General features: G+C 67.6%; 22 protein-coding genes. 9 read left to right on the top strand and 13 right to left on the bottom strand.

Annotated features, from left to right (window positions below; genetic code table 11):
- Positions 1-140: 140 nt before the first annotated feature.
- The 3 genes from ASD84_RS16105 to ASD84_RS16095 form a co-directional block, all read right to left on the bottom strand.
- Positions 141-449 (bottom strand): hypothetical protein, encoded by a 309-nt coding sequence (locus tag ASD84_RS16105; RefSeq protein ID WP_056712677.1) that lies wholly within the window; start codon positions 447-449, stop codon positions 141-143.
- 275 nt (positions 450-724) lie between these two features.
- Positions 725-1,183, bottom strand: coding sequence for a hypothetical protein (locus ASD84_RS16100; protein ID WP_056712672.1), 459 nt, complete (start codon positions 1,181-1,183; stop codon positions 725-727).
- Between the two features lie 164 nt (positions 1,184-1,347).
- Complete coding sequence (locus tag ASD84_RS16095; protein WP_056712670.1) at positions 1,348-2,769, bottom strand: helix-turn-helix domain-containing protein; 1,422 nt, start codon at positions 2,767-2,769, stop codon at positions 1,348-1,350.
- Between the two features lie 435 nt (positions 2,770-3,204).
- On the opposite strand from ASD84_RS16095, the gene ASD84_RS16090 reads away from it, so the two are divergent.
- The 7 genes from ASD84_RS16090 to ASD84_RS16050 all read left to right on the top strand — a co-directional run bounded on the left by ASD84_RS16090 (position 3,205) and on the right by ASD84_RS16050 (position 12,282).
- Complete coding sequence (locus ASD84_RS16090) at positions 3,205-4,542, top strand: DUF6602 domain-containing protein (protein WP_056712667.1); 1,338 nt, start codon at positions 3,205-3,207, stop codon at positions 4,540-4,542.
- Positions 4,543-4,729: 187 nt separating this feature from the next.
- The gene (locus ASD84_RS25165) at positions 4,730-5,131 is read left to right on the top strand and encodes a hypothetical protein (protein ID WP_156392014.1); all 402 of its coding nucleotides are present in this window, start codon (positions 4,730-4,732) and stop codon (positions 5,129-5,131) included.
- Between the two features lie 103 nt (positions 5,132-5,234).
- On the top strand, positions 5,235-8,183 hold the full coding sequence (locus ASD84_RS24795) for a serine/threonine-protein kinase (protein ID WP_082573651.1): 2,949 nt from the start codon (positions 5,235-5,237) through the stop codon (positions 8,181-8,183).
- 1,385 nt (positions 8,184-9,568) lie between these two features.
- Positions 9,569-9,994, top strand: coding sequence for a single-stranded DNA-binding protein (locus ASD84_RS16065; RefSeq protein WP_082573650.1), 426 nt, complete (start codon positions 9,569-9,571; stop codon positions 9,992-9,994).
- A gap of 13 nt (positions 9,995-10,007) precedes the next feature.
- Positions 10,008-10,532: a hypothetical protein gene (locus ASD84_RS16060; protein WP_056712657.1), complete on the top strand. Its 525-nt coding sequence runs from the start codon at positions 10,008-10,010 to the stop codon at positions 10,530-10,532.
- A 128-nt stretch (positions 10,533-10,660) separates the two neighbouring features.
- Entirely contained in the window at positions 10,661-10,960 is a 300-nt protein-coding gene (locus ASD84_RS16055; RefSeq protein ID WP_056712653.1) for a hypothetical protein, read from the top strand.
- 146 nt (positions 10,961-11,106) lie between these two features.
- Positions 11,107-12,282 carry a hypothetical protein gene (locus tag ASD84_RS16050; RefSeq protein ID WP_156392012.1) on the top strand — a complete coding sequence of 392 codons (1,176 nt, stop codon included), beginning with the start codon at positions 11,107-11,109 and terminating at the stop codon, positions 12,280-12,282.
- A 14-nt stretch (positions 12,283-12,296) separates the two neighbouring features.
- On the opposite strand, the gene ASD84_RS16045 is transcribed toward ASD84_RS16050, so the two are convergent.
- From ASD84_RS16045 to ASD84_RS16030, 4 genes are all read right to left on the bottom strand, one after another.
- Complete coding sequence (locus tag ASD84_RS16045) at positions 12,297-13,595, bottom strand: tyrosine-type recombinase/integrase (RefSeq protein ID WP_056712649.1); 1,299 nt, start codon at positions 13,593-13,595, stop codon at positions 12,297-12,299.
- A 13-nt stretch (positions 13,596-13,608) separates the two neighbouring features.
- Positions 13,609-13,956, bottom strand: a complete 348-nt coding sequence (locus tag ASD84_RS16040; protein WP_156392010.1) for a helix-turn-helix transcriptional regulator — start codon at positions 13,954-13,956, stop codon at positions 13,609-13,611.
- A gap of 301 nt (positions 13,957-14,257) precedes the next feature.
- Positions 14,258-14,677 (bottom strand): ester cyclase, encoded by a 420-nt coding sequence (locus ASD84_RS16035; RefSeq protein WP_056712646.1) that lies wholly within the window; start codon positions 14,675-14,677, stop codon positions 14,258-14,260.
- 13 nt (positions 14,678-14,690) lie between these two features.
- Positions 14,691-15,500: an SDR family NAD(P)-dependent oxidoreductase gene (locus ASD84_RS16030; protein WP_056712630.1), complete on the bottom strand. Its 810-nt coding sequence runs from the start codon at positions 15,498-15,500 to the stop codon at positions 14,691-14,693.
- Between the two features lie 56 nt (positions 15,501-15,556).
- On the opposite strand from ASD84_RS16030, the gene ASD84_RS16025 reads away from it, so the two are divergent.
- Positions 15,557-16,207, top strand: coding sequence for a TetR/AcrR family transcriptional regulator (locus ASD84_RS16025; RefSeq protein WP_056712628.1), 651 nt, complete (start codon positions 15,557-15,559; stop codon positions 16,205-16,207).
- A gap of 33 nt (positions 16,208-16,240) precedes the next feature.
- On the opposite strand, the gene ASD84_RS16020 is transcribed toward ASD84_RS16025, so the two are convergent.
- The gene (locus ASD84_RS16020) at positions 16,241-19,768 is read right to left on the bottom strand and encodes an indolepyruvate ferredoxin oxidoreductase family protein (protein WP_056712626.1); all 3,528 of its coding nucleotides are present in this window, start codon (positions 19,766-19,768) and stop codon (positions 16,241-16,243) included.
- Positions 19,765-20,856 (bottom strand): Leu/Phe/Val dehydrogenase, encoded by a 1,092-nt coding sequence (locus ASD84_RS16015; protein WP_056712624.1) that lies wholly within the window; start codon positions 20,854-20,856, stop codon positions 19,765-19,767. The genes ASD84_RS16020 and ASD84_RS16015 overlap by 4 nt, the downstream gene beginning before the upstream one ends.
- Before the next feature lie 160 nt (positions 20,857-21,016).
- Here ASD84_RS16015 and ASD84_RS16010 point away from each other — a divergent pair, with 160 nt between their 5' ends.
- Positions 21,017-21,466: an Lrp/AsnC family transcriptional regulator gene (locus ASD84_RS16010; protein WP_200954613.1), complete on the top strand. Its 450-nt coding sequence runs from the start codon at positions 21,017-21,019 to the stop codon at positions 21,464-21,466.
- A gap of 7 nt (positions 21,467-21,473) precedes the next feature.
- Here ASD84_RS16010 and ASD84_RS16005 read toward each other — a convergent pair whose 3' ends face one another.
- The 4 genes from ASD84_RS16005 to ASD84_RS15990 are packed head-to-tail and all read right to left on the bottom strand — an operon-like array spanning position 21,474 to position 24,324.
- The gene (locus ASD84_RS16005) at positions 21,474-22,226 is read right to left on the bottom strand and encodes a 4'-phosphopantetheinyl transferase family protein (protein WP_082573649.1); all 753 of its coding nucleotides are present in this window, start codon (positions 22,224-22,226) and stop codon (positions 21,474-21,476) included.
- Positions 22,227-22,261: 35 nt separating this feature from the next.
- Positions 22,262-22,663, bottom strand: coding sequence for a carboxymuconolactone decarboxylase family protein (locus ASD84_RS16000; RefSeq protein ID WP_056712618.1), 402 nt, complete (start codon positions 22,661-22,663; stop codon positions 22,262-22,264).
- A 51-nt stretch (positions 22,664-22,714) separates the two neighbouring features.
- Positions 22,715-23,575: an NAD(P)-dependent oxidoreductase gene (locus tag ASD84_RS15995; RefSeq protein WP_056712616.1), complete on the bottom strand. Its 861-nt coding sequence runs from the start codon at positions 23,573-23,575 to the stop codon at positions 22,715-22,717.
- Complete coding sequence (locus ASD84_RS15990) at positions 23,575-24,324, bottom strand: SDR family oxidoreductase (RefSeq protein ID WP_056712613.1); 750 nt, start codon at positions 24,322-24,324, stop codon at positions 23,575-23,577. The genes ASD84_RS15995 and ASD84_RS15990 overlap by 1 nt, the downstream gene beginning before the upstream one ends.
- Between the last annotated feature and the right edge of the window lie 80 nt (positions 24,325-24,404).

Raw genomic sequence — 24,404 nt, 5'->3', positions numbered from 1 at the left:
TCCGCGGCCTCCAGACGACGCCTACGACGCGCTGGAGTAACTGCGACTCTGGCTGTCTCTACGCCAGAGACCATGGCGTGATGCACCAACCGCCACCGGACCTCGGCCACGCGTACGTGTTCGCAAGGAAAGCGGCGATGTCAGTCGCGCGCACGGATTGCGCGGACCAAACCCGGTTGCAGGACCCAGTAAAGCGCGTGCCAAGCAACCGCTCCTCCGAGTCCGAGCGCCATCTGAGCCGCGAACGGGCGCCCGTCCGTTTCTAGCAAGTTGAGCGTCTGACCGAGCAATATCAGCGTCGCGCCAGTCGCGAGCACGAATGCCCAAAGGCGGGCCTTGCCCTCGGCTGTCTCTAGCCCACGCGGCGCCAGGTATCGCTCGACACGAAGATGGGCGCTGGAATGCAAACGCTCGGCAAGATCCTGGTCGAGCTGAATGAGTCCGGCCACCTCAAGCTCGTGGCGGGCCAGCGCGAGAGTCCTCCATCGTCGTCCTCCGCGAGTGACTCGATGCCCGATCCACAACAGAGCGGCACCGCTCAACACGGGCCCGGCAAGGTCTTCCCACATGCCCACAGACAGTAGTGATCATCGCGGACGCCCGAGGACGAACGAGGGCTCACCACGGTTCGGCAGCAAAGACCGCTCCATCACGTGCGTCTATTCGCCGCCTCGTTGCCACCGGGTTGCGGCGGATACCCCGAAGCGCGGGTGATCGCTGCGGCTCACCTCCGCGGCAACAGATCCTCCACCGCTTGCTGGATTGCTCTTCCCAGTGCTGCGTGGGTGCGCTTGATCCAATCTGTTGCCGCGTGAGCATCGGCATCGTCCGACCCCAAGAACTCGAGAAGCTTCGGATTGTCGTACTCGCTCTGGTAGTGAAAAACCTGATTGCGAAAGCGGCGCAGCTTGTCGACGTGGCCATCAGTCAGGAGAACGTCGAGTTCGGCATCAGCAAGGTTCGCGGTGCGCCACCCTTCGATGACTACGTAGACCGTGGCGTACCACAGGCTCATGGCGATCATGTCATCCATCGCAGTGACTGGATCCGTGTCTGCAGGCGACTGACCGCGTTTGATCCGGCGGACGAATACGTCACGCAGGAAGTCCGCATTGAGGAAGTACTTGTGCAGCGCCAACAACTGAAGAATCTGTTCGCCGTCGGGATCTCTAGGCTCGACCATGCCGGAACCCCTAGGACGACCATGGCGACCTCTTGATAGACCACTTAGGCTATTGGCGCGAGAGTTGCCTTTGCGTCCTACCGCCGCGCCAGGAAACATCCCCGCGCGGGGATTTCGTCCGCAGGAGCTCACCCGCCCTTCAAACTCGACATTTGGCTCGCGGGTCACTGTTGGGAATTGGGAAAGATCGGCTGGCACGGCAGGCCGCGGTCCTTTGCCCAGCGTTCTACCTCCCGGCGCCGGTCGCCCCATCCCCACGGCAAGATGGCGCCGTCCGCTTCGAGTTGACGTGGTTCAGGGAGTCCGAAGTGGTGGAGCAGGACGGTGAGGGCGTCTCGTGCAGTCCGCAGGCGCCCGGCAGGGTCTTCTCCCTCACTGAGGTCAGTGACACTGTTGGACTGGATCGGTCCGCGGATCGGGCGGGTGCCGTGGATCCGGCGAAGGTCTTGGTTCTCTGCGGATTGAAGCGTGAGTGGTTCGTCGAAGGAGCCTGTCAACAGGCCGTCCTTCGCAATGCCGATGACGATTTCCGCGGTGCCCCACGCGCCGGCCTGGTGGCATGACCAGGACACGGCGAGGTCCGTCAGGATGATCGTGTCGTCGGCGAGGGTGCGTTCGCCGATGCATGCAGGGTCTTCATGGCTGCTGTTCGCTGTGATCGGCGTTGCAACGAAGGCCCGTCCGTCTACCCACAGCTCCAGATATCCATTGCCGCGGGGGTCGGCATCTTCGTCGTCCTCGCGGTGTGCAGGCGTGGAGATGGTGATGCGGCCTGGTGCTGGCGTTGGTGTCCCTTGGAAATGGAAGCCGCGGTCAAGGGGAGAGGAGAACCCGTAGTCGCTCCGCCACCACTTGGTTGTTGCTTCGAGGGTGTGCCTGTCGAGCTGATGGGGAGCGGGCGCCTCGGGCACGATCGCAAGGTAGAGCCAGGTTTCGTTGTCGGCGCGTTGAAGGGCCTTCAGCCCTGTGTCCAGAGTCTCGTCGCGGAGCAATGCGAGTGCGGAGCGACCTGCGAACCGGGCGCGGTACCGCTCGGCGATCTCGTGCTCAAGGAGCCATCGGGTGTCTTGGCCGTCGCGTACGGGGTAGTGGAGGGGGCGCTTGTCGTTGCCTGCCGTGCCGCGCACGGCGTGCGGGGAGAGGGGGCTCGGCGCGACAATCAATGCGAGGTAGTAGCCGCCGGCGGCCGCCGCGATCGGGACCGGGTGAAATCGGGGCACGGGGCTGGCGTAATTCGAAAGAGCTTGGCGGAGCCGTTGGGTGAGTTTGCTGGGGTCGGTGACGGTGGGTGATGCGCTGACCGCGGCGCCCTTGTCGTCCTTCACACCGATCAGGAGGATTCCGCCGATGTGGTTGGCGAACGCGCACACATCCTTGGCGAACTCCTGCTCGGAACTCCAGCCCCTCTCCGAGGATGCCGCGGCCTTGCCGGATTCGGGGAGATGCGGTTCCAGCTTGAAGTCGAGCTGCTCGCCTTCGTGTACCGCGCTTGTGACCACTCGGTTGATAGCGGCCTCGGTGAGCCCGTCCTCGTCGAGCGAAGCTTCGAGGAGCGCTTCGAGGTCAGGGGATCGCCAGATGGGCACGGCCAGCCTTCCGTTGGAGGGTGCGGGACCGGCAAACCTACCGGGAGCATCTGATGGGTAGGTGTCTCTTGGGTGAAGTGGACGCCGCGGGGCTCCCGCCAATCAAAGCGCGATCAGGGGCATCGTGGCGAGTCGACCAAGCGGCCCAACTCTGAGCCCGCATTCCGCTTCGCCTTGCCTCATTTCTGTGACCATTCCTCATCTGGGTAGATGACATGTGCGCCAACGTCAGGGCGCATCGCGTCCACAGGCATCGGCGCATCGTTCCGCCGCTTGGAGCCCGCCCGATTGCTTGAGAGTGGTCGGCGTCGGGCCGGGTCCACAATCGCGACCTCGGCGCAATCCCGTTACTGGTCCTGCGTTCAGCAAGAGCCCTGCCTGACAACGCGATACCGTGCCCGCGCCCGCTCTGACCTTGTCGCACGAGGAGACCGCATGATCCGCACCGTAGCCGACCTTCTTAGTGCGGTGCTCGCGAGCGAGCTACCCAAACTCGACGCCAGCGAGGTGGTCCACGCGCCGACCATCGGCGACATGTATGAGGGCCTGTCAGGACATCTGCTTGAGCGAGCAGTGCCAGAGGGACTCGGTCTCCGCGTCGTGACTGGTTTCGTCCGTGGGCACGACGGGACGCTGAGCGGGCAGATAGACCGGATGCTCGTCGTAGGCGAAGGTGAGCAAGTTCCGCAGACGATCAACTACATCTACTCGGTTGAGGACGTCATCGCGGTTATCGAGGTCAAGAAGACGCTAACGAAGGCCGACCTTGGAGACGCGATGGCCCAACTTCAGCAGGTCCGGGCCATTGAGAAGTCTTACCGCGCCACGGCCCAGGGTCAGTTGCAGCCCGCCGACGAAATGTCCGCCTATAAGGCGTACTCCGAGATGACCGGGAGAGTCTTACCTCCCGTTTCGGACGCCGACTCCCTGACACTGTTCGATCAACTCTTGTTACAAGCGCTACTCGAGGAAGCCACATCCATTATCCGAGTTGCGATCGGTTGGCATGGATTCAAATTCGAGCGAGCACTCCGGAAGGCCGTCGGTGAGCTCGTCGCCGAGAATGTGGGCCAAGCCAGTTCCGGTCCAGCCAGCTTGCCTCAGTTGATCATCTCCGGGGACTTCTCGATTGTGAAGGCGAACGGACAGCCGTACTCGCCCAACACCGCAGGTGACCGCTGGCCCTTCTATGGCTCGAGCTCGATCAATCCCTTGCTTCTCCTACTCGAGTTCATCTGGACCCGGCTCGATGTCAAGTTCGGCCTCGGGAACCCCTGGGGTGAGGACCTGACCCAGGAAGTACTGAGAGCGTTGCTCATTGGCGAAGCCGTCGAGCAGAACGGTCAGCGAGGATGGCGTATCGAGGTAGTAGACGCGACTACGAAGGATCTCCGCGCGGCTCCCGTCGAAGAGCCTTGGGAACCCGAGCGGTTCACGCTGGAAGCGTTTGTGGTCATTCAGCGTCTATGCGCGGGGAAGATCGTTCGGCTCGACGACCCCAAACTGTTGGCTTGGCTCGGCGAACAGAGTCGGACCGTTGAAGACCTTGCAAGCGAACTGGTGGCGAGTCGACTCGTCGCTCGCACGGCGGACGGCAATGCGATCGAACTCATCACCAAGGAATGTCTGGCAGCCATCCTGCCAACCGGCCAGTACGTCGCCGCCGACAACAACACCGGCAGACTTACACGATGGATCGCGCAAGGCGTCGCCGCCCAGAGAGCAGGCACAGAAGGCGGCACAGGCAACACAACGGAGCAACGATGCGTCTGAGCTTGCGAACTGGGACCGCTGCACCTTGAGTCAAGGAGCACCGGCGGTGCCGCCAAACCGCGGTCGCAAAGCACATCATTCCGCCGCCAGAGTCGCAAACTCCTGCGGCCGCACCTGCGTGAACCAAAGTTGCTGTCGTGGTTCGAAACGGTCGAGTCATCATCCACCGCACGCAAGCGTCTGATTGGTGCGCAAGATGGACGGCCGACGATCGGGAGTTGGTTCGCGCTGCGGTCGACGCTGCGCCCCAAAGTCGTTCATCTATCAACCAGCGTCGAGCGACTACATCGCGATCAAGTACGACTTCTACTGGCCAGATCCGGCAGAGGGCGCCCGGTATGGGCACGGCATCGTGATTCACCGTGGCTTGATCCGCTGGCACGACGTCCACCACTTGCCGCGCGGCCAGGACGTCCGAGCGAGATTGCTCGAGGGCGCCGATCACTTCGGCCGCCTCGTCGCTTGGGTGCCGTTATCGCTGCACAACCCGGCGGGCCCAGGCGGTCATCGGCGGACGCTGAAGAAGCCCGACATCTGCCCCGGTTGTTTCATCGCACTTTCTGCGACCGGGGTCTGTTCGAACTCTTGAGACCCGCTCCGCTTCGCAGGGAAGCACTCGGCCGCAACGCTGCATTCCGCCGCACGGAGTCCTCCACGCCTGTCAGGATGAGCCCGGCCCGAGAGGAGAAGACGTGGATCCGGATTCCGTACCAGTATTGACCGGCTTCTCTGACTTCGAACTGATCGGCCGTGGCGGTTTCTCCAAGGTCTATCGCGCTCGGCAGGACGCTCTCAACCGAGTGGTCGCCGTAAAGGTGCTTGTCGACCCCGTTCACACGGACGCACCGGCTCTTGAGAGTCAGCTCGCTGCCTTGGGCGGGATAGCGCACCCCAACATCGTGACGGTGCTCGAAGCCGGGGTCGACAGCCTTAGACGTCCCTACATCGTGACTCCGTTCTACCCCGGCGGTTCCCTCGGGGATCGGATCGCTCGTCAGGGGGCTTTCGACGCCGAGGCCGTATTGCGCATTGGCGTGAAGTTGTGCGGAGCCGTGGCCACGTTGCACCACCAAGGCATCCTGCATTGCGACATCAAGCCTCAAAACGTCCTCCTGGACTCTTTCGGCGAAGTTGTCCTGGCCGACTTCGGCGTGGCGCGACAGATCTACGGAGAAGACGGCGCGGCCGCGGGAATCACCCTCCATTTCGCCGCTCCCGAGCTGCTCGGCAGTGGGCGTGTCACCGCGTCGGCAGACGTCTTCGCGCTGGGGATGACCCTCTACACGCTTATCGAGGGACGTCCGGCGGACTCGATGTTCTCGCAGGATCAGCTCCTGACACGACGCCTAAGGGGTTCCTCGATCAAGCTGAACGCTGAGGTCCCGCCCGGCCTGCGCGACGCGATCGCCGACTGCCTCTCGTCCGATCCTGCGGCGCGACCTAGTGCCGAGACCCTCGGACGCCTCCTGCAAGAGGTGCAGCGCGATTCTGGGCTCCCTGTGACACCGATGCCCTGGCGAGAAGACGACGGTTCGATAGGTTCGGGACCAGCGGTGGACCCGATTACCGGCGTTCCCGATTCCGGCACGACCATGACTTCGCCGGCTGGCACCCAGTCGTCGACGCTTGAACCTGGCGTCAAGGCTGTCCGGCGGTCGACTGACATTCCTCCGACGCCGGCCTACGGTCACACGACCGCCCCGCCACCCAGGGCAGCCGATAGCGAGCGTCAAGACAGCTGGCACCACAGACCACCAGACACCTCGGGATCAGCAAGTTTGCCGTGGGGCGACACGGGGCCGCTGCCGCAATGGGGTTCTCCCAGTCCGGGAATGGGGAACCCGCGCCGCCGAGATGGACTCAGCACCCGCCTCGCGGCGGCGGTGTCTTTGCCACTTGTGGGTCTCTCCCGACTAGTCGGGTCTATCGCACGCATCTTGGGACGCGCGACCCGATCGCTCATGCAGAGAATCAAGGCAAGGACCAAGCCGGACGCCGCACCCCGTCCGACTGTGTCGCTGGGCATGATGGCTCCGGACCGCCCGACCGCGATCGACCGTCTAGGTCAGGAGCCGTTGGTCGTCGGGCTTGGGCGACTACTCGACGATCCATGCACAGCACTGCCGTTGACCATCGGGATCGGTGGCCGCTGGGGAGCGGGAAAGTCCAGCCTGATGCTCCAACTTGCCGAGTACCTGACTTCGCCAGCGAGGTCGAGCGAATCACGAAGGTGGTTCCCCGTGCGGTTCGAGGCGTGGCGCTATCAGGGTCGGGAGACGGTCTGGGTTGGTCTGGCACGAGCCATCTACGAGCAGTGTCAGGGTCACCGCCTGCGCGAGCGCGTCTGGTTCCGAGTTCGTCTTGAAGTCCGGCGTCGCGGGTTCGTTCGGAGCGCCGCAGCCGTGTTCGTCCTCCTGATCGGCTTCGGGCTCGCAGTCTCGGTCGCAGGAAAGCAGTTCGCCGGCGACCGGGATCTCATCGTCGACGCCGGATTCGCGGCTGCGGCACTGTCGGCGCTCACGGCCGCCATCAGCTACCTAGGAATCGTCGGCCAACCGTTCTCGCGGGCTCTGCACCGTAGCGGGCCGGCCAAGGCCTTCGAGGACTTCCTCGGGGTGACGCACCAGGCAGAGAGAGACCTCAACTGCTTGTTCCGCACCATCACCCCGGCCGGACAACGTCAGGCCATCGTCGTGCTGCTCGACGATCTGGATCGGTGTCTGCCCTCCACCATCACCGAGACCCTCGCCACGATTACTGAGGTCTTCGCCAAGCATGACGATCGTGCCGTTGCGTTCGTACTCGGCGTCGACCTCGACATCGTCGCCAGCGCCGTCTCAAATTCTCTGCGAGACATCTCCACCGAGCTCGCGACCCTCGACCCCCGGCGATCGGCTCAACTGAGCGAGCAGTACTTGGAAAAGATCTTCCAACTGAGCGTCACCGTCTCCGGGCGCCCGCAGTTCAATCTAGACCGACTGCTCTTCGGACTGCAGGACGCGGACGGGATGGTGCTGCGCGGCGTGGGCGGTACGGCGACGACATCGACCACCTACGACGTCGACCTAGTCTCGTCCTGGGCGGCGAGGATCATCGCTGCCGAACCGTCGAATCCTGTCGAAGCCACCCTATCCGGACTTTTCGCCACGGGACACGTCTCGGAGCAGGATCGTAATGCCATGCAGCGAGCCCTCCGCGGCGTGCGCGCCGCCTTGCTCTCGGTGAACAGTTCAGACGTTCGCGAAGCCGAACTTCGTGCACTTAGGCCGCTGTCCTTAACGCCGCGAGCGATCAAACGCTTCGACAACGCCTTTCGACTCCAACTCCAAGTAGCCAACAGCAGTCCGAACAGCCAACTCGGCTACTCATTGCCCGAGTTGACCGCACTGGCCAAATGGGTCGCCGCTCGGATGTTCTTCCCGCGTCTTGTCCGCGTTCTTGACCGCGAACCGGGCATCCTGGGAGAACTGGAAGACCTCGCGACCGAGCAGGAAAACTTCAACCTCGTAACCCGACTTCAGGAGCTCCTACCCGGAACCCCGCCGGAAGTCGCCGCCGAGGCAGCTGGTCTGCTGCGCTCTCATACACTCGAGTCCCGGATCACCCGACTGCCGCTCGATTCATTCCTGAGCACGACCTGATCGCAGGCGGCGAGTGCGCCTCGCGAGCGAAGTCTTGTGATCGACTGGGTTGTAAAGCCCATGCAAACAGAAGAACCCCCACCGTTTCGGCGCTGAGACCTGCCACCAGTTCGTGCAGCAGATCCGGAGGTTCTCACACCGGCCAACATCTCCACCGGCTTCGCGAGTGTCGCTGAGTGCGTCAAAGCGCCGCGAACCAGCCAGGTCGATCCGAAGCGGACACGTCACACCAGCCACGTCGAACCGCCCTCTCGCAACTAGGGACTCAGGTCGTCGGAGGCGGACCCGCGTCGAGCGATGGTGTCTCAGTCGCCTTGAGGGTCGGGTCGGGTGAGCCCGGGTAATACGCCGCTCGGAATGCCGAGCTCCGGGCATCAACGCTGTCGGCACCCGTCAGCCTCAAGAAGACGTACGTCGCGACAAACTGGACTGGTCGCAGCACTGTAAGGAAACTCGCAAGGATGACAATGGTCGTGAGCCACACGGGCGCGCCCGAAGCAACTAGGCCAACCGTCGGTAGGGGCGCCGCAACGAGGCCGGCAAGCCGGTGTACCTCGCGCGACGGCAGCTCCTGTGAGACGCTCATATGGACCTCCCGGCACTCGGACTCAATGAGTCCATGATCCCGGGCACTGAGTACAAACTCGACGCTTTGCGGCGCGCATGAGCGCAGTGTCGTCCTGACAAATGCGAAAATCATGGCCATGCAAGAGCAGCACCTCCTACGTCTGGCACTCTTCCGAGAGATCGCGGAGACGGCCCACACCACGCTCGAACTCATCTCGAAGCCAAGTACGGCGCACCTTGAGCGGCTGCGGACCATCCGAGATGACCTCGACCGCATCGAAGCCGGCTTGGTCGCCATCCTGCGCGAGGAGGGCTCGACCTGGGAGAGTATGGCCGTAGCGGCAGGAGTGACCCGGCAGTCCTTGTATGGACGGCTCAAGAATCGAGCTCCGAGATGGGTCGACAGCGTTCGGCGCGTAGCTGGAGGGTCTGACGCCGCTCTCCAGACAATGCTTCGTCCAGCGTGGGAGCGTATTACTTCCGAACTGAGCATTTTGGTGACAGCCCTCACCGATCTTGACATCGATGGTCAGCCCGGCTTGGGGGCGTTGCCGCCGGTCCCAGCATTCACCTCGACACGTGTCGATGTCGAACGTCGCACTTCGCCGTCCAGAACGCCCCGATAGATCCTCGAGGCGCGACCCGCCAGCGCTGGGTGTGCTCGTAGATGCGATTGTTCACCCGCGGCGGAGCCACGTCATTCCGCCGCGTTCGCGGCGGGCCGGGCGAACGGCTACAGGGCCCAACGGCACGCGGTGCGCACCTTCTTGTTGAGAACTGGTTCCGATCGGAGGACCAGTCCATGGCAAGGAGGAAGAATGTCGATTCCCACCCAGATGAGTTTGGTCGGCTTCATCGCCTCTGATCCCGAGCTTCATTTCACCGAGGTCGGCAAGGAGCGCTGCCGGGTCCGGATCGGGGTCGAGCAATGGCGCAAGGAAGTCGACGGCAACTTCACGAAGCTGGATCCGACCTTCCACGACATGGTGGCCTTTGAGAGCACCGCGCGGGAGACCTATGCACGGTTCCGCAAGGGCGATTCTTTCGTGGCCAGCGGCTATGTCCACGAGTACGAGGTCGAGCGCACTGGCACGATCAAGGGGGAGTTCGTGGCCCGCAAGATCGGCCACAACGTGAACAAGACCGCCTACGAAGTCCAGCGGCGTCGCCTCGCGCCAGCCGAAGCCCCGCCGACTCCCCCGCCGCCGGTGTCTCCGCCATCGAGTCCGGCCGTCGGCTTCTGACGCCCCCACGGCGATGGGCGAGTACGAGCCGTCGTACGCCGACGACTATCCGTTCGAATCGGACGAGGAACGGCCGCCGGCGCCGGTCAACTGGAATCTGCTCGACGCCGAGGAGGCCGAGATCCACTGGCGGGACCTTGACGCCTGGGTGACCTGGCTGAAGGTCACGTTCGGCCTCCCGCCGGCGGTGGTGCCGCCGTACTGGCATCGTCATGACGAGCTGATCTGGGAGCTGTCGGCGCTGCACACCCACTTCCTCTCCTGCTACACCACCAACGGGTCGCCCTCGGCACCGGTCGTGTGGATGCGTGACTTCGCTGACGCCCGGATCCGGCTCCGGGACTGGGTAGCGGTGTGCGGAACGCGGCTGGACCGGGATCGGCCGACCCGCCAGACCCGGTGGCCGGGTGAGGCCGAACTCCCAACAGTCGGCGAGGTCGAGATCCGCGACCGGACCGGGGACTTCGAGGAGTTCGTCCGAGCGGACGTTCTTCGCCGACGACGCCTCCAGCACCTCATCGACACAACTGACTCCTGATGACGCCCCGGACACCGGGGCACATCCCGCGTCGCTGGGTGGCCCGCTGTCCACAGGCAACACCCGATCACGAGCCGACGGCGCCCTGCACGTGGAGCGTCGATGGCAACTCGCACGAAGGAGAGCCCATGCTGCTTGCTCACGAAGTCACCTTGGCCCAAGCCCGGTCGTACCTCGCTGCGCTGGCCGACAACGCGGCCACGCTCGACGCCTCGTCGGCCTACGAACACACCCTCATCGAACTGGACCAGATCTATCGCGACGAGGTGCCCGCGCTCGACGCCGAGGGCCTGACCACCGACCGGGCCATCCTGGCCGCGGACGCAACGTCGGCCATCAAGGAACTGATCGACCACGGCCTCGACCCGCTCCAGCACGAACTGCTCCTGGCGATGCTCCAGGACGCGGCCACCCTGGACGCGAGCTGATGTACGCCGAAACGGGTGCACTCCTGCGTACCGAACTCGCCGCCCTTCTCAAGATGCACCGAGTCCAGGGCCCCCTCCGAAACGTCGATAGCGCACCGGCCGAGCAGGAACGGACCGGACACCTGATCCGCCGCTATCGGCAATCCGTGCTGATCTGGTGCACCCAGTCCGCGATCTCGGCCCGCCCGCTGGCGTTCAGCAACCTGACCAAGCGGCCCAGCAACCCCTTTCTGCTGGCCGCAGCCGATGAGCCACTGGTCAGTGAACTGGTACGGGCCCTCGAACACACAAGAGCGGCGTCGACCACGCCCCTCGCCTCACTCGCCGAACTCACCACACCGCATCCGAATGACCTGGTCGAACACTGGCGCCATGCCGCTCGCGCCGCAGCACTGGCTGAACACGACACCGGGCCGGACCTCCACGGACGGCTCTCGACGCCGGAATCGCTCGCCCTGCTCGGCGACGTCGCCGCGGTGACCCAGGCCCTGGTCGTGCTCGACCAGCGGTACCGCAACACCCCCGGGTGGCAGCCCTTGGCCTCCAGCCAACGACTGGGCTGGAGCGCACTCGCCTGCGCCCTGGACGTCGGCCTGGGCCAACCGGACTACTCCGTCGACCAGGCCGGGTGGCAACCGCGCGTCAAAGCCATCCGCGGCCCCGTGAGGCCCGGAATCCTCGGCGTCCTCCAGGCCGAACACAACGTGCTCGTGCGACTCAAGGCCTTCCCCAATGTTCTCAACCTGCGCCGAATCGTCGACTCCCAACATCTCCTCTCCCCCGCCCTGGCGCGCCTGGCAGCACCGGTCGCCCCTGAGGTCGCCGACGCCTGGACCGACCGCGGCGAGACCTACGGCCTCGTCCAGAAGCAACTGCGCGACCTCGGCGGAAACCTCGGCGCCGGCGCCCACGCCGCAGCGGAAGCAGCCAACGCGGTCAGCCGGCTGCGCCACGTCCCCCACGACGACGTGCTCGAGCCCCGGACGATCTCCGCGTTCCAGATGCTCTTCCACAGGACCGACGACCGGATCTGCGACGTCATCGAGGAAGGTGTGCGCCGCGGCGCGTTCGTACAACGCGTCACCGTGCCCCGCCTCGTCGACAACACTCATCAGATGGTCCACCCCGTCCGCGAGCGCTTCGTCGTCGTCGCGGATCCCCGTGAACTCGCCGTGGTCACCACCGCCCGTGAACGCCTCCGTCCAACGGCCACCTCAGGCAGCCCGTCGTACTCGGATCGGACTCGCGCGGAACTCCAAGCCGCTCTCGTCCACCGCCCCCCGCCACGGCAGCGTTCAGTCCCGGATGCAGCGCAGCTCTGACCAACCCGGCTGGGCTACCAACCGAGCGCGGCGAGCGAATCGCTGATGTCGTCTTTGGCGCCCGAGACGTACCGAGCGATGGTGAACTCCGCGGACTCATGACCGGCCAGGGTCGCCACCCTCGAGGGTGGCTGCTGGAGATCTTCGAGCTGCCAAGTCACGAAGGTGTGCCGCAGCGAATGCCAGGTGAGTGCCCACGTGCGCTGGTGTCGGGTCTTCCCGACGCCCCACGGCTTGACCTCCTCGACATAGGGCCAAGCGGCCAGCAGCGCCGCAGGCTCGAAGACATCGCGGTGGAAGTTGCTGCCAAGCAGCCAGGTTCCGCGTTCGGACGGGAACAGCAGCCCCCGCGGATTGGTGCCGGCCGCCCGTTCGTGGGCGACTTCATCGAGTCGCTGCTGCACCGCGTCCGCGAGCCGGAAACCGGTCGGCGTGATCTGCGGATAGGTCGTCCAGCGACGCTTGTTTCCCTTCGGCAGGGCCAGGTGCGGACCACCGATGCTCTCCAGCCGCCACAGGACCCGCACGCGACCGTCCCGATGGACTGTGGTGTCATCCAGCACGGCGAGCTCGCCGCGACGCACCCCGGAGTACGCGGCCAGCTCGACGGCCAGTGCACGCCAGGACTTGTTCCCGCGCCGCCGCCGCTCGGAGGTGGCGGCGCGCAGCGCCTTCACCTGAGCGTGTGTAGGCCGCTTGGTGCGCGACACGAAGTCGGTCTTGTCGTCGCCCTGCTCGGCGGCCTTGACCCGACGCTCGCCATGCCACCACACCGTCGACAGGTCGATCATCTGGTTCTCGAGGAGGTAGTCGCCTTGGCGCAACGCACCGATCAGGGAGCGTGCCGCCCGGCGGACGTTGCGGCCCTCGGACTCGGTCGGCGCAAGGTTCACGGCTTGCTGGAAGTGGGCGCGCCGCAGGTCGAGGTGCCGGACACCGCCGAAGGTCGTCTTGAAGTACCGCTCGGCGTAGTACGTCATGGTCTTGGTGTGGGACTCGCCCCACGAGCCGCGCGGCTTTGGCCGATCCGGCGAGAGCCAGTAGTCGATCCCGACGAAGGTGGCCCACTCCGTCTTGGCAGTAGCGCCCGCGAGGATCAGCTGTTCGCGTGCCAGCGCCTTGCGCCAGGCCCGGTCGAAGCGACGCCCTGCGGTGGTGCCTTCCTGCGGGCTGCCCCAGACGATCCGGTAGTACGGCACGGCTCTGGTCGGCGCGTACATCGCGACCAGCCCGACCGGGGTCTCCCACGATGCGTCTTCACCGGCAGGGCGCGTCGTGTCGGTCCGACGCTCATAGGGTTGGGGGGTCGCCACGAACGTCCTCCGCTCACCGAGGCGTGCTCTCCGCCGCCGCCGCTGCCCCGGGCGAGCGACGTCGCCTGGCGCGGGGCCTGGGTGGGGCGGACGCCGGTCCGGCGCCGGAGGCGGCGCTCGGGTCGAGCGGGACGGCGCGTCGCTGGTGCTCCTTCTTGGGGGCGCGGCGCGAGGCGACGTACGCGGCGACCTCGTCCGCGTACCACCGGTAGCAGGAGCCCGAGATGACGAGCGGGTCGGGGAAGTCGGGGTCACGTGTTCGGGCGTATGCGGCGGTCCGGTGGATGCGGAGCAGGGCTGCGATGTCGTGGATGGTGAGGAGGGCCGGCACAGCGGTCGACCGGGAGGGCGAGGCGCTCATGTCCCCAAGGTGTGCGGGCCGTGCCGGAGTGTTCCGTTGTGACTTTCTGGACCGCGCCGCGGCCGGCCGCGGCCCAGATCCGTATGTCAATCTTCTGTCAACGGACCCAAGAGACCGGTGTTGTCGCAGGTCAGGGCGATAAGTGCAGCCGCCTCCTAAGCGAAAGGTCGCAAGTTCGACTCTTGCCTGGGGCACCATCACAAAAGCGCAGGTCAGGGAGCCGGATCGGCTCCTGATCGCCAGTGAGACCCGCCGGTCGCGACCCGGACCACAGGTCCCGGTCGCGACCCGAACTGCTGGTTCACGCTGCGTCGGGCGCGACCGTGCCGGAGAGCTGAGCAACGACTGCGGCACTGTCGATGAAGACGCGTTCGCCGACGACGCGACCGTCGTCGTCGAAGGTGATGACCGCGACCATCTCGAGGGAGATGGTGTTCCCGGTCGGTGCCATGCCTGCGTACCACCCGTCATGGGTGCCGGTGAAGCGGACGAGCGCGGCGCCCGTGGACTGCTCCTGCCCCAGGGGCTGGAGGGTGGCGGAGAGGTCGCTGAATCCCGCGAACAGGGCGGCCTCCCGCTCGGCCAGTGCAGCAAGGCCCTGCTGGGGACCGGTCATGGGCGAGTCGTAGGAGGCGGGCTCGCGCCACAGGGCGAGGATCTCCTCGACGTCGTGGTTGTTGACGGCGGCTGCAGCTGCGGCGGAAAAGTCGTTGATGAACATGGTGGCTCCTCGATCAGTTGGTGATGGTGGCGGTGGTGCTGGGTTGCGGCCGGACGGAGCGCTCGGCCAGGGCGATCGCCCATCGGGTGGGCAGGCGGCTGGCGGCGCGGGCGAGGAGCGCGTTCCCGGCCCCGTCGACCACCTCGCGACGGTCTGCCCGGAGGGCGCTCATCGCGACGTCGACGACCTGTTCCGGCGTACGGCGTCTCCCCACCGAGGCGTCGTCACCAGCGACGTCGAAGAACGCGGTGTCGGTCGCGCCCGGACTGACGACGAGAACCCGGACCCCGGTGCCGCGCGTCTCGGACCACAGGGCCCGCGAGAACGACAGCACGTAGGCCTTCGTGGCGGCGTACACGGCCATGTGGGGCACCGGCTGGAACGCGGCCGTGCTGGCCACGTTGACGATCGCCCCACGGCCACGAGCGACCATCGCCGGCAGCAGCAGCGCGGTGAGCTCGGTCAGTGCGGTGATGTTCACCGCGACCTGGGCGGAGACGTCCGCGAGGCGCGCACCCACCAGGTCGCCGTGGACACCGAGCCCGGCGTTGTTGACCAGCGCGTCGACGGTGATGCCCCGCGCCGACAGCTCCTGGACGATCCCGGCGGCCGCGCCGGGCAGGCTGAGATCGGCCGGTACGACGTCGACCCGGACGCCGTACCGCGCCTCGAGCTCCTCGCCCTGTGCCCGCAGGACGGGCGCGCGTCGTGCGACCAGCACCAGGTTGCCGCCCTCGGCGGCCACCCGCTCGGCCAGGGCACGCCCGATGCCCGACGACGCCCCGGTCACCAGCACGTGTTGCTTCTCGAAATGGCCTGTCATCTCACTCCTTTATTAAACCGACTCTTTGGTTTAATTAATAGCAGTAGGATGGGCACATGACAAGGTCATCGAGCACCCCCGCTCCCCGACGCGTCGGCCGCCCGCCCGGACCGACCCAGCACGGAGCCGCCTCGCGGGAGCGGATCCTCGACGCCGCAGCAGCCGTGTTCGCCCGGCTCGGCTACGACAAGGCGCGGATGGACGACGTCGTCGAGGCGAGCGGCATGACCAAGGGCTCGGTGTACTTCCACTTCACGAGCAAGGAGTCGCTCGCCGTCGCCGTACTCACCGAGAAGCACGCGCACTGGCTCGACCAGGTGCGCGCCCGCCTGGCCGCCACGCCGTCCGGGACGGAGCGGCTCGAGGCCCTCCTGCCCGCCATGGTGGGCCTGCACCGTGACGACCCGTACGCGTGGGCGGTCGCGCGGCTGACGCAGAACCTCTCCGAGCTGCCCGCCACCCGGCCCCTCGCCGCGGAGCTGACCCGGCGCTGGATCGATGACGTCGCGGACCTGGTCCGCGATGCCCTGCCCGTCGACCCCACCGTCGACCCGGTCGAGGTGGCCACCCTCCTCGTCGGCGCCTTCGACGGCCTGAAGGCCACGGTGCAGGTGCTGACCGACGACCCGGACACGGCCGCGCGCCAGCTCGAGAGCGGCGGCGCGCTCCTCATGAGGATGCTGCGTGCGGTGATCGCACCGTCCTGACCGACCGAACGAACGACCGGACGAGCGGGCCCGTCAGACCGTGATCGCGGGCACCGTCGCCCCGAGCGCTTCCAGCTCGGCCACGTACCGCTCCACGTTGCGCAGCTTCACGCCCTCGTAGCCGCGGACGACGTCGGGGAGCTCGGCGATCTGCACCGCCCGGTCGTAGCCCTCGGTCGAGAGCTCGCCGGCGAGGTCGGTCACCAGGGTCCGGTAGTGGTCGCGCAGCTCGCGCTCGACCTTGCGGAGGTGGGCGCGGCCGAAGGGGTCGGCGGCGGTGCCGCGGAGGACCTTCATCCGGGCCAGCGCGCGCAGGCTTCCGTGTGACCGCGGACCGAAGGCGATCTTCTTCTTCCGGCCCAGGGCACGCAGCGCCGGCGGGTGCAGCTGGAAGGCCACCGTGCCGCCGGGGAACTCCGCTCCGGTGTCGGCCAGGAAGGCCGGGTCCGTCAGGAGCCGGGCGACCTCGTACTCGTCCTTGTAGGCGGTGAGCTTGAACAGGTGGCGCGCCACGGCCTCGCTGAACCGCGTCTTGGTCGTCACCGACCGCTCGGCCGCGGCAACCCCGGCGACGAGGTCGACGTAGCTGTCGGCGAGCTTCTCGTCCTGGTAGTCGACCAGGTCCGCGGCGCGCTGGGCGACCAGGCGCAGCAGCTCACCGTCGAGGCCGGACGCCGCGACCGAGGCGGGGACGTGGCGCTCCCGCGGCGCGACCGACTTCTCGTTGGCCGCGCGGAACGCAGCCGGGTCGGCGACCGCGACGCGGCCCCAACGGAAGGCGGCCACGTTCGCGGCGACCGCGGTCCCGTTGATCCCGATGGCCTCCTCGATGGCGGCGGCAGGCAGCCGGAGTGCGCCGGTCTGGTACGCCGCGCCCACGAGGAGGAAGTTCGCAGCCACGGTGTTGCCGAAGATGCGGTCCGCGGCCTCGAGGCCGTCGAAGTCGAACAGCTCGACGCTCGCCGTACGGACCCGTTTCAACAGGTCGGCCTCGTCGGGGTGCTGGACGGTCAGGTCCTGCACCATCGCGCCGGTCGCCGTACGACTGGTCGAGACGACCGTCCGGGTGGCGGTCGCGTCGCCGAAGACGAGGTTGCGGTCCTCGGCGAGGGTGAGCAGGTCGAAGCCGAGCAGGCAGTCGGCCGAGCCGGGGGTGAGCCGGTTGGCCGGCTCGAGGTCGCCCTCGGCGAACCGGAGGTGACCGGTGACCGGCCCCGCCTTCTGGCTCAGGCCGGTCTGGTCGAGCGACTCGACGGCGTACCCGGCTCGGAGCGCAGCGGTGGCGAGGACCTGGTTGACGGTGACGATGCCCGTGCCGCCGATGCCGGCCATGAAGACGTTCTGGGTCGTGGTGACCCGGTCCTCGGCGGGGCTGGCGGCGACGACCGGCGGCGTCGGGTACGTACGGCGCTTCGTCGGCTTCGCGGCCTTCGCCGCCTCACGCTTCGCCTTGCGGAGCGTACGGCGGGTGCGGGGTGCCGTCTCGACGGTCACGAAGGACGGGCAGTCCCCGTCGAGGCAGCTGTAGTCGGTGTTGCAGGACGTCTGCTCGATGCGGGTCTTGCGGCCGTACTCGGTCTCGACCGGCTGGACGGAGAGGCAGTTGCTCTTCACGCCGCAGTCGCCGCAGCCCTCGCAGACGGCCTCGTTGATGACCACCCGCTTGGTGCGGGTCGGCAGCGAGCCGCGCTTGCGCTGGCGACGGGCGTCGGCGGCGCAGTGCTGGTCGTAGATCAGCACCGTCACTCCGGGGATGTCGCGCAGCATCCGCTGTGCCTCGTCGAGGCGGTCGCGGTCCCAGAGCAGGGTGCCGGGGGCCAGGTCGCGCTTGCGGTGCCGCTCGGGCTCGTCGGCGCAGATGATGATCTTCTTGACGCCCTCGGTGTGCAGCTTGTGGGACAGCAGCGGGACGGAGAGCGCGCCTTCGGCGTCCTGGGCGCCGGTCATCGCGACGACGTCGTTGTAGAGCACCTTGTAGGTGATGTTCACCCCGGCGGCGATGCAGGCCTGGACGGCCAGCTGGGCGGAGTGGAAGAAGGTGCCGTCGCCGACGTTCTGGAAGATGTGGGGGGCGTCGGTGAACCACGCCTGCCCGATCCACTGCGCGCCCTCGCCACCCATCTGGGTCACGCCGGTCACGGCGCTCTCCGGGCGGTCGGAGATGGTCACCATGGCGTGGCAGCCGATGCCGCCACCGCCCATCGAGCCCTCAGGGAGCACGGTGGAACGGTTGTGCGGGCAGCCGCTGCAGAAGTACGCACCGCGACCGGCCGAGAGCAGGGGCAACGGGGTGCGCTTCGCCGCCGGCACCTTGAGCTCAACGACACCCTGCAGGAGGTGCCGCATCGGCGCCAGCAATCGGCCCGAGGTGAGCTCGCCGTCAGCGGGAACCAGCGTCATCCCGTTGCTGTCGCGCTTGCCGAGGACCTCGGGTGCGGCAGGCGTGCCGTAGAGGATGTCGCGGACCTGCGCCTCGATGAACGAGGTCTTGTCCTCGATGACGACGATCCGGTCGAGGCCTTCGGCGAAGGTGCGGATGATCGACGGCGCGACCGGGCTCATCATGCCGAGGCGGAGCACCCGGATGCCGGCAGCGGCGAGCGCCTCGTCGGTGATGCCGAGGTCGGTCATCGCCTGGCGCATCGAGTCGTAACAGCTGCCGGAGGCGACGAATCCGGTGGTCGCACCCGCCACGTCGACGTCCATGACATCGAGGCCGTTGGCACCGGCGTACGCCCGCACCACCTCGGCGCGGGGGCCCACCAGCTCGGCCTCGGCTCCGACGATCATCGCCGGACGCAACACCATCGGGCTCTGCGTGTAGACGTAGGGGTGGCCATTCCACTCGATCGCCGGGACCACCGGGGAGAGGTCCAGGTCAGCACTGTCGACCACCCAGGCGCCGTCCGCGACGTCGGCGACGATCTTGATCGCGACGACACAGCCCGAGGCCCGTGACATCTCGACCGCGTGCAGCCCGAGGGTGACGATCTCGGAGGAGTTGCGGGGGAACAGCACCGGGATCCCCAGCGCCGCGAGCGACCGCTCGCTGACGGCCGGCACGGTCGAGGACTTCGAGGCAGGGTCGTCGCCGACCAGCAGCACAGCGCCGCCGTACCGGTTGACGCCGTACATGTTGAGGTGGCGCAGCGCATCGGTCGCCCGGTCGACGCCCGGGCCCTTGCCGTACCAGAAGCCGGTGACGCCGTCGTGCGTCGCCTTGGCCGCCGGGAGGTCGACCTGGCTGCCCCAGACAGCCGTCGCGGCGAGCTCCTCGTTGAGGCCGGGCACGAACCGGATGTCGTTCTCGTCGAGGACGTCCTGCATGTCGCCGAGCATCTTGTCGAGGCCGCCGAGCGGACTGCCCTGGTAGCCCGAGACGAAGGAGGCGGTGTGCAGCCCACGTCGACGGTCGAGCGCGCGGTGCTCGACCAGCAGGCGCGCAATGGCCTGGACGCCGGTCAGCAGGACCGGCGGCGCCGAGGGACGGAACCGGTCGTCGAGGTCGTACGGCGTCGGGACTGCCGGCTCCGCGACGGGACCGTCGATCAGGGCGGTCATGCGGACACCTCCTGCGTCCCGCGAGCCGGCGCGGCGGCCAGACGTTCTTCGACGATCTCGGCGGCGACGTCGAGCGTCCGGCGACCGGTGGCCGCGGAGCGGATCAGGATGTCGCGGACCGTCTCGCCGATGGCGGCGATCTGCCCGCGCGCGTGCTCCGGGGTGCGTTCCCAGATCTCGGCACCGACCTGGATCAGGCCACCCGCGTTCGCGACGAAGTCCGGGACCCAGGTGATGTCGCGGTCGTGGAGCAACGAGGCGACCGACGAGTCGGACAGCTGGTTGTTGGCCGCACCGCACACGATGCTCGCGCGGAGGTGGCCGACCGAGTCCGGCGTCAGCGTCGCACCGAGGGCGCAGGGGGCGTAGACGTCGACCTCCGCATCGAGCACGCTCGGCAGTACGGCGACGCCGGGGTGCCGCGCGAGCAGCCGGTCGATCGCGGCCGCCGACTGGTCCGTCACCGTGACCGTGGCACCCTCGGCGACCAGCAGGTCGACCAGGTGGGTGCCGACCTTGCCGATGCCCTCGACGCCGACCGAGCGACCGGCGAGACCCTCGGCGCCCCAGCGCTGCTCGGCGGCGGCCTTCATGGAGCAGAAGACACCGAAGGCGGTGGAGAAGCCGCTGTCGCCGGAGCCGCCGTTGCTGCCGACGACGTACTGCGTCGTCCGGGCGACCTCGTCGAGGTCCTCGGCGGTGGTGCCCACGTCGGCGGCCGTGAAGTAACGGCCGGACAGCGAGTCCACGAAACGTCCGTAGGCACGCATCAGCTCGGGGGTCTTCACCGTCGCCGGGTCACCGATGATCACGGCCTTGCCGCCGCCCAGGGCGATGCCGGCGGCTGCGGCCTTGTGGGTCATCCCCTGCGAGAGCCGGAGCACGTCGGTCAGGGCGTCGCCCTCCGAGGCGTAGGGGTAGAACCGGGTGCCGCCCAGCGCCGGGCCCAGCCGGGTGTCGTGGATGGCGATGATCGCCCTCAGGCCGGTGGCCTGGTCGCGGCAGAACACGACCTGCTCGTGGCCGGCGGTGCCGAGCTCGTCACTCCGCTCGAAGACCAGGTCGGCGGGCGCGGCGGTGATCGTCATCGGTTCTCCTGTGCACATGAGGTGGGGGCGCGCACGAGCCTGCTCCCTGGTGAGCCGGACCACAACAGCCATCGTCGAGTTTGGCGAAGATCCGCAATCCAAGCACTGCTTTACGCCCACTGGACGCAACAGATGAGGGGTGATGGGTATTGTTTGTTGCGTGAGCGAACAGGCCGTCCTCGACCGCACCGACCGCGAGATCCTCGACCTCCTGCGGGAGAACGCGCGCCGGCCGCTGCGCGAGATCGCCACCGCGGTCGGACTGACCGTCGCCCCGGTCCAGCGCCGGATCGCGCGGATGGAGAAGCTCGGCGTGATCGAGCGCTACACCGTCAAGATCAACCACGGCCGGATCGCGACGGGCATCGAGGCCGTGACCGAGCTCCAGTTCGCCGACGACCTCGACCTGGCCCAGATCATGGAGTTCGTCGCCGGCATCCCCGAGGTCGACGAGGTGCTCACCCTCGCGGGTGACCCCGACGCCCTGCTGCGGATCCGGGTCGACGGCGTCGAGGACCTGCGGCGGGTCGTCAGCCAGCTCCGCTCGGGCGGTCAGATCTCCAGCACGAAGACACTCGTGGTGCTCGAGCAGTGGACCCGCTTCGGTTGAGGTGGGGTCAGCTGCTGCGCAGGGCGAGCGCGGCGCCGTACCCCTCGGGAACGACGACGTCCCACAGCGACCACTCGCCGACCGTGCGGCCCGGCGCGGCGTCGGTGCCGAGGTAGTCGAGGTGCGGGTCGCGACCCAGGCCGATGCCGATGCCCTTGAGGTACGCCTCGGTCCGTGACCACGCACGGGTGAACCGAACCGCAGCGCGGCCGCCGTCGAGGGTGCCGCGGGCGGCGGCGTCGATCTCCGCCGTCTCCCGTGGGTGCAGCACGCCCGCCAGCGCGGTCGGGTCGTCGGGGTGGCTCTCGACGTCGACGCCCACCGGCACGTCGGCCACCGCGACCAGGACCTGGCCGGGGGTGTGCGACAGCGAGAACTCGATCGCGGTGCCCTCGGCACGGGGACGCCCGTGCGGCTCACCGCAACCGGGACAGGCGTGGCGGCCCCACACGACCTTCTCGGGCGGGATGTCCATCGACGTGCCGACGACCAGTCGCGCGGCGGCATGGGCGATCTCGTAGGCCCGGCGCAGCTCCGCGCGGACGTACGCCGACGCCTGCTTGCGCTCCGCCCCGTCGAGCCAGGCCCGGCCGATCTCGAGCTCGTGCTCCCCGACGCGGGCCGTGTCGACCAGCCAGATGCCCAGACCCACGCCATCGGCGGCGCGCGGCGCCGGATGGGTCAGGAACGACGCGAGGGTCGCGGGGACGATCGCGGTCGCGGAACGATCCGGCACTGCTTCCGATGTTTCTCGGTTCATCACCACCGAGGTTAACAAGACGCCGATGGCGTCGATCAGTCGCTCGCCCGCGCCGCTTTCGCCCGCGCCCGCTCCGCCTTGCCGATCGTGTCCTCCACGACAGCGTTCATCCGAGAGCCGTTGGGCCAGCCGTCGTAGTGGCAGGCCAGGATCACGAGCTCGCGCAGCGCCTGGTCGTCCAGCTCGCCGTTGGCGTGCGCTGCCGGGATCTGGATGCCGAGCACGTCGTTGGCCCGCTGGCCGACGAGGAGCCCGATGAGGAACAGCCTGCGGTCACGGTCCGAGAGGCCGGGACGCTGCCAGATGTCGGCGAAGAGGTGCTCGACGGTGTAGCGGAAGAAGTCACCGTCACCGTCGGACATGTCGAAGCCGTAGACCTGCTCCATCTTCTCGAGGCCCTTGCGGCGGGCCTCGGGGAGGTCGTCGAACTTGCCCATCAGTTCCGTCCTTCGGTTGCGGGGGTTTCGAGGCTCTCTGACGCTCGCACCTCAACCACCGGTGGGCTCGAGTCCCAGGCCGGGGCCGAGGCGGTCGATGGCCAGCTCGGCCAGGGGTACGTCGACGCCCAGCTGGTGGGCCAGGTCGATGGCGAAGCCGAGGTCCTTGACCCCGAGCGAGGTCACGTTGGTGAACACCCCGTGCCAGAAGTCGGCGGGATCGAGTGGCGCCGCGGTCTCGCGGTGCATGATCGCGCCCGGTCCGCCGGTGATGGCGTCGGTGTGGCGTACGACGTCGCCGAGTGCCTTGAGGTCCAGGCCGGCCGCTTCGGCCAGCCGCTGTGCCTCGGTCGCAGCGGTGAACGCGATGAAGTGCATCATGTTGCGGGCGAGCTTGAACTTCGTGCCCGCACCGATCGGCCCGGCGTGCACCACCTTGCTGCCGAGTGCGTGCAGCACGGGCTCGGCCGCCGCGAAGGCATCGTCGGCACCGCCGACCATCAGCGCGAGGCTGCCGTCGGCCGCACCCATCGCTCCGCCGGAGACGGGTGCGTCGAGCACCTGCACGCCGTGGCGCGAAGCCGTGGTCGCCAGCTCTGCCGGTGTGTTCGGAGCGACGGTGGAGTGGATGACGACCGTGAGCCGGTCACCGGCCACCCCGAGCGCCTCGCCGAGCACCTGGCGCACCTGGTCGTCGTCGCGCACCATCAGGCAGAGCACGTCGACCTTCGCCGCCAGCGCGGCGACACTCTCGGCGACCCTGGCCCCGGCACGCTCTGCCTCTGCCAACGGGTCGGGCGCGACGTCGTAGACCCAGACCTCGAGGTCGGCGGTCTCCTGCTGCGCGGCCAGCCGCAGCGCCATCGGCTTGCCGATGTTGCCGAGGCCGACGAAGCCGACTGTTGTCGTCATCAGAGTCGGAAGGTCTGGCCGCCGTCGACCGCCAGGATCTGGCCGGTCACCCACGAGGCGTCGTCGGACAGCAGGTAGAGCAGCGCGCCGACCATGTCCTCGACCCGGCCCATCCGCTTGATGGCGAGCGAGTTGCGCACGATGTCCTTGGCCGCGTCGCCGGCCTGGGTGCGCGTCGCCTCGGTGTCCGTCGGCCCGGGTGCGATCGCGTTGACCCGGATCCGCTGGCCGCCGAGCTCGTGGGCCAGCTGCTGGGTGAGGCTGTTGGTGGCTGCCTTGGCGAGGCCGTAGAAGCCGGAGTAGAGGTACGCCGCCGTGCTCGACTGGTTGACGATCGCTCCCCCGCCGCGCTTCGCGATCTCGGGGTAGACGGCGCGGGTCATCACGAGGGCACCGTCGAGGTTCACGCTCATGAACTTCTTGTAGTAGTCCCAGTCGACGGCGATGAGGAGGTTGAACTCCATCGCGCCGTAGATGGCGGCGTTGTTGACCAGGTGGTCGATCCCGCCGAACTCCTCCACGACGCGCGCGACCAGCGCCTCGGCGGACGCCGACGAGGAGACGTCGCACGGGACGAAGACAGCCCGGCCGCCCTCCTCGTTGATCGCCGCAGCGACCTTGGCGCCCGACTCCTCGTTCATGTCGGCGACCACGACGGCCGCCCCTTCCTTGGCGAGCGCGCGGGCGTAGGCCTCGCCGATGCCCTGCGCCGCGCCCGTGACGACCACGACCTTTTCTTCGAACCTCATTTTTCCAACTTCCTCATGTGTCACGAGTTTCACCGGCTGGGCGGTGAATCTCATGGTTGGCCGATGAAACTTCCTCGTCC

Source organism: Nocardioides sp. Root682 (genome assembly GCF_001427795.1).
GTDB lineage: Bacteria > Actinomycetota > Actinomycetes > Propionibacteriales > Nocardioidaceae > Nocardioides.
This window is presented reverse-complemented; position numbering and strand designations above follow the sequence as displayed.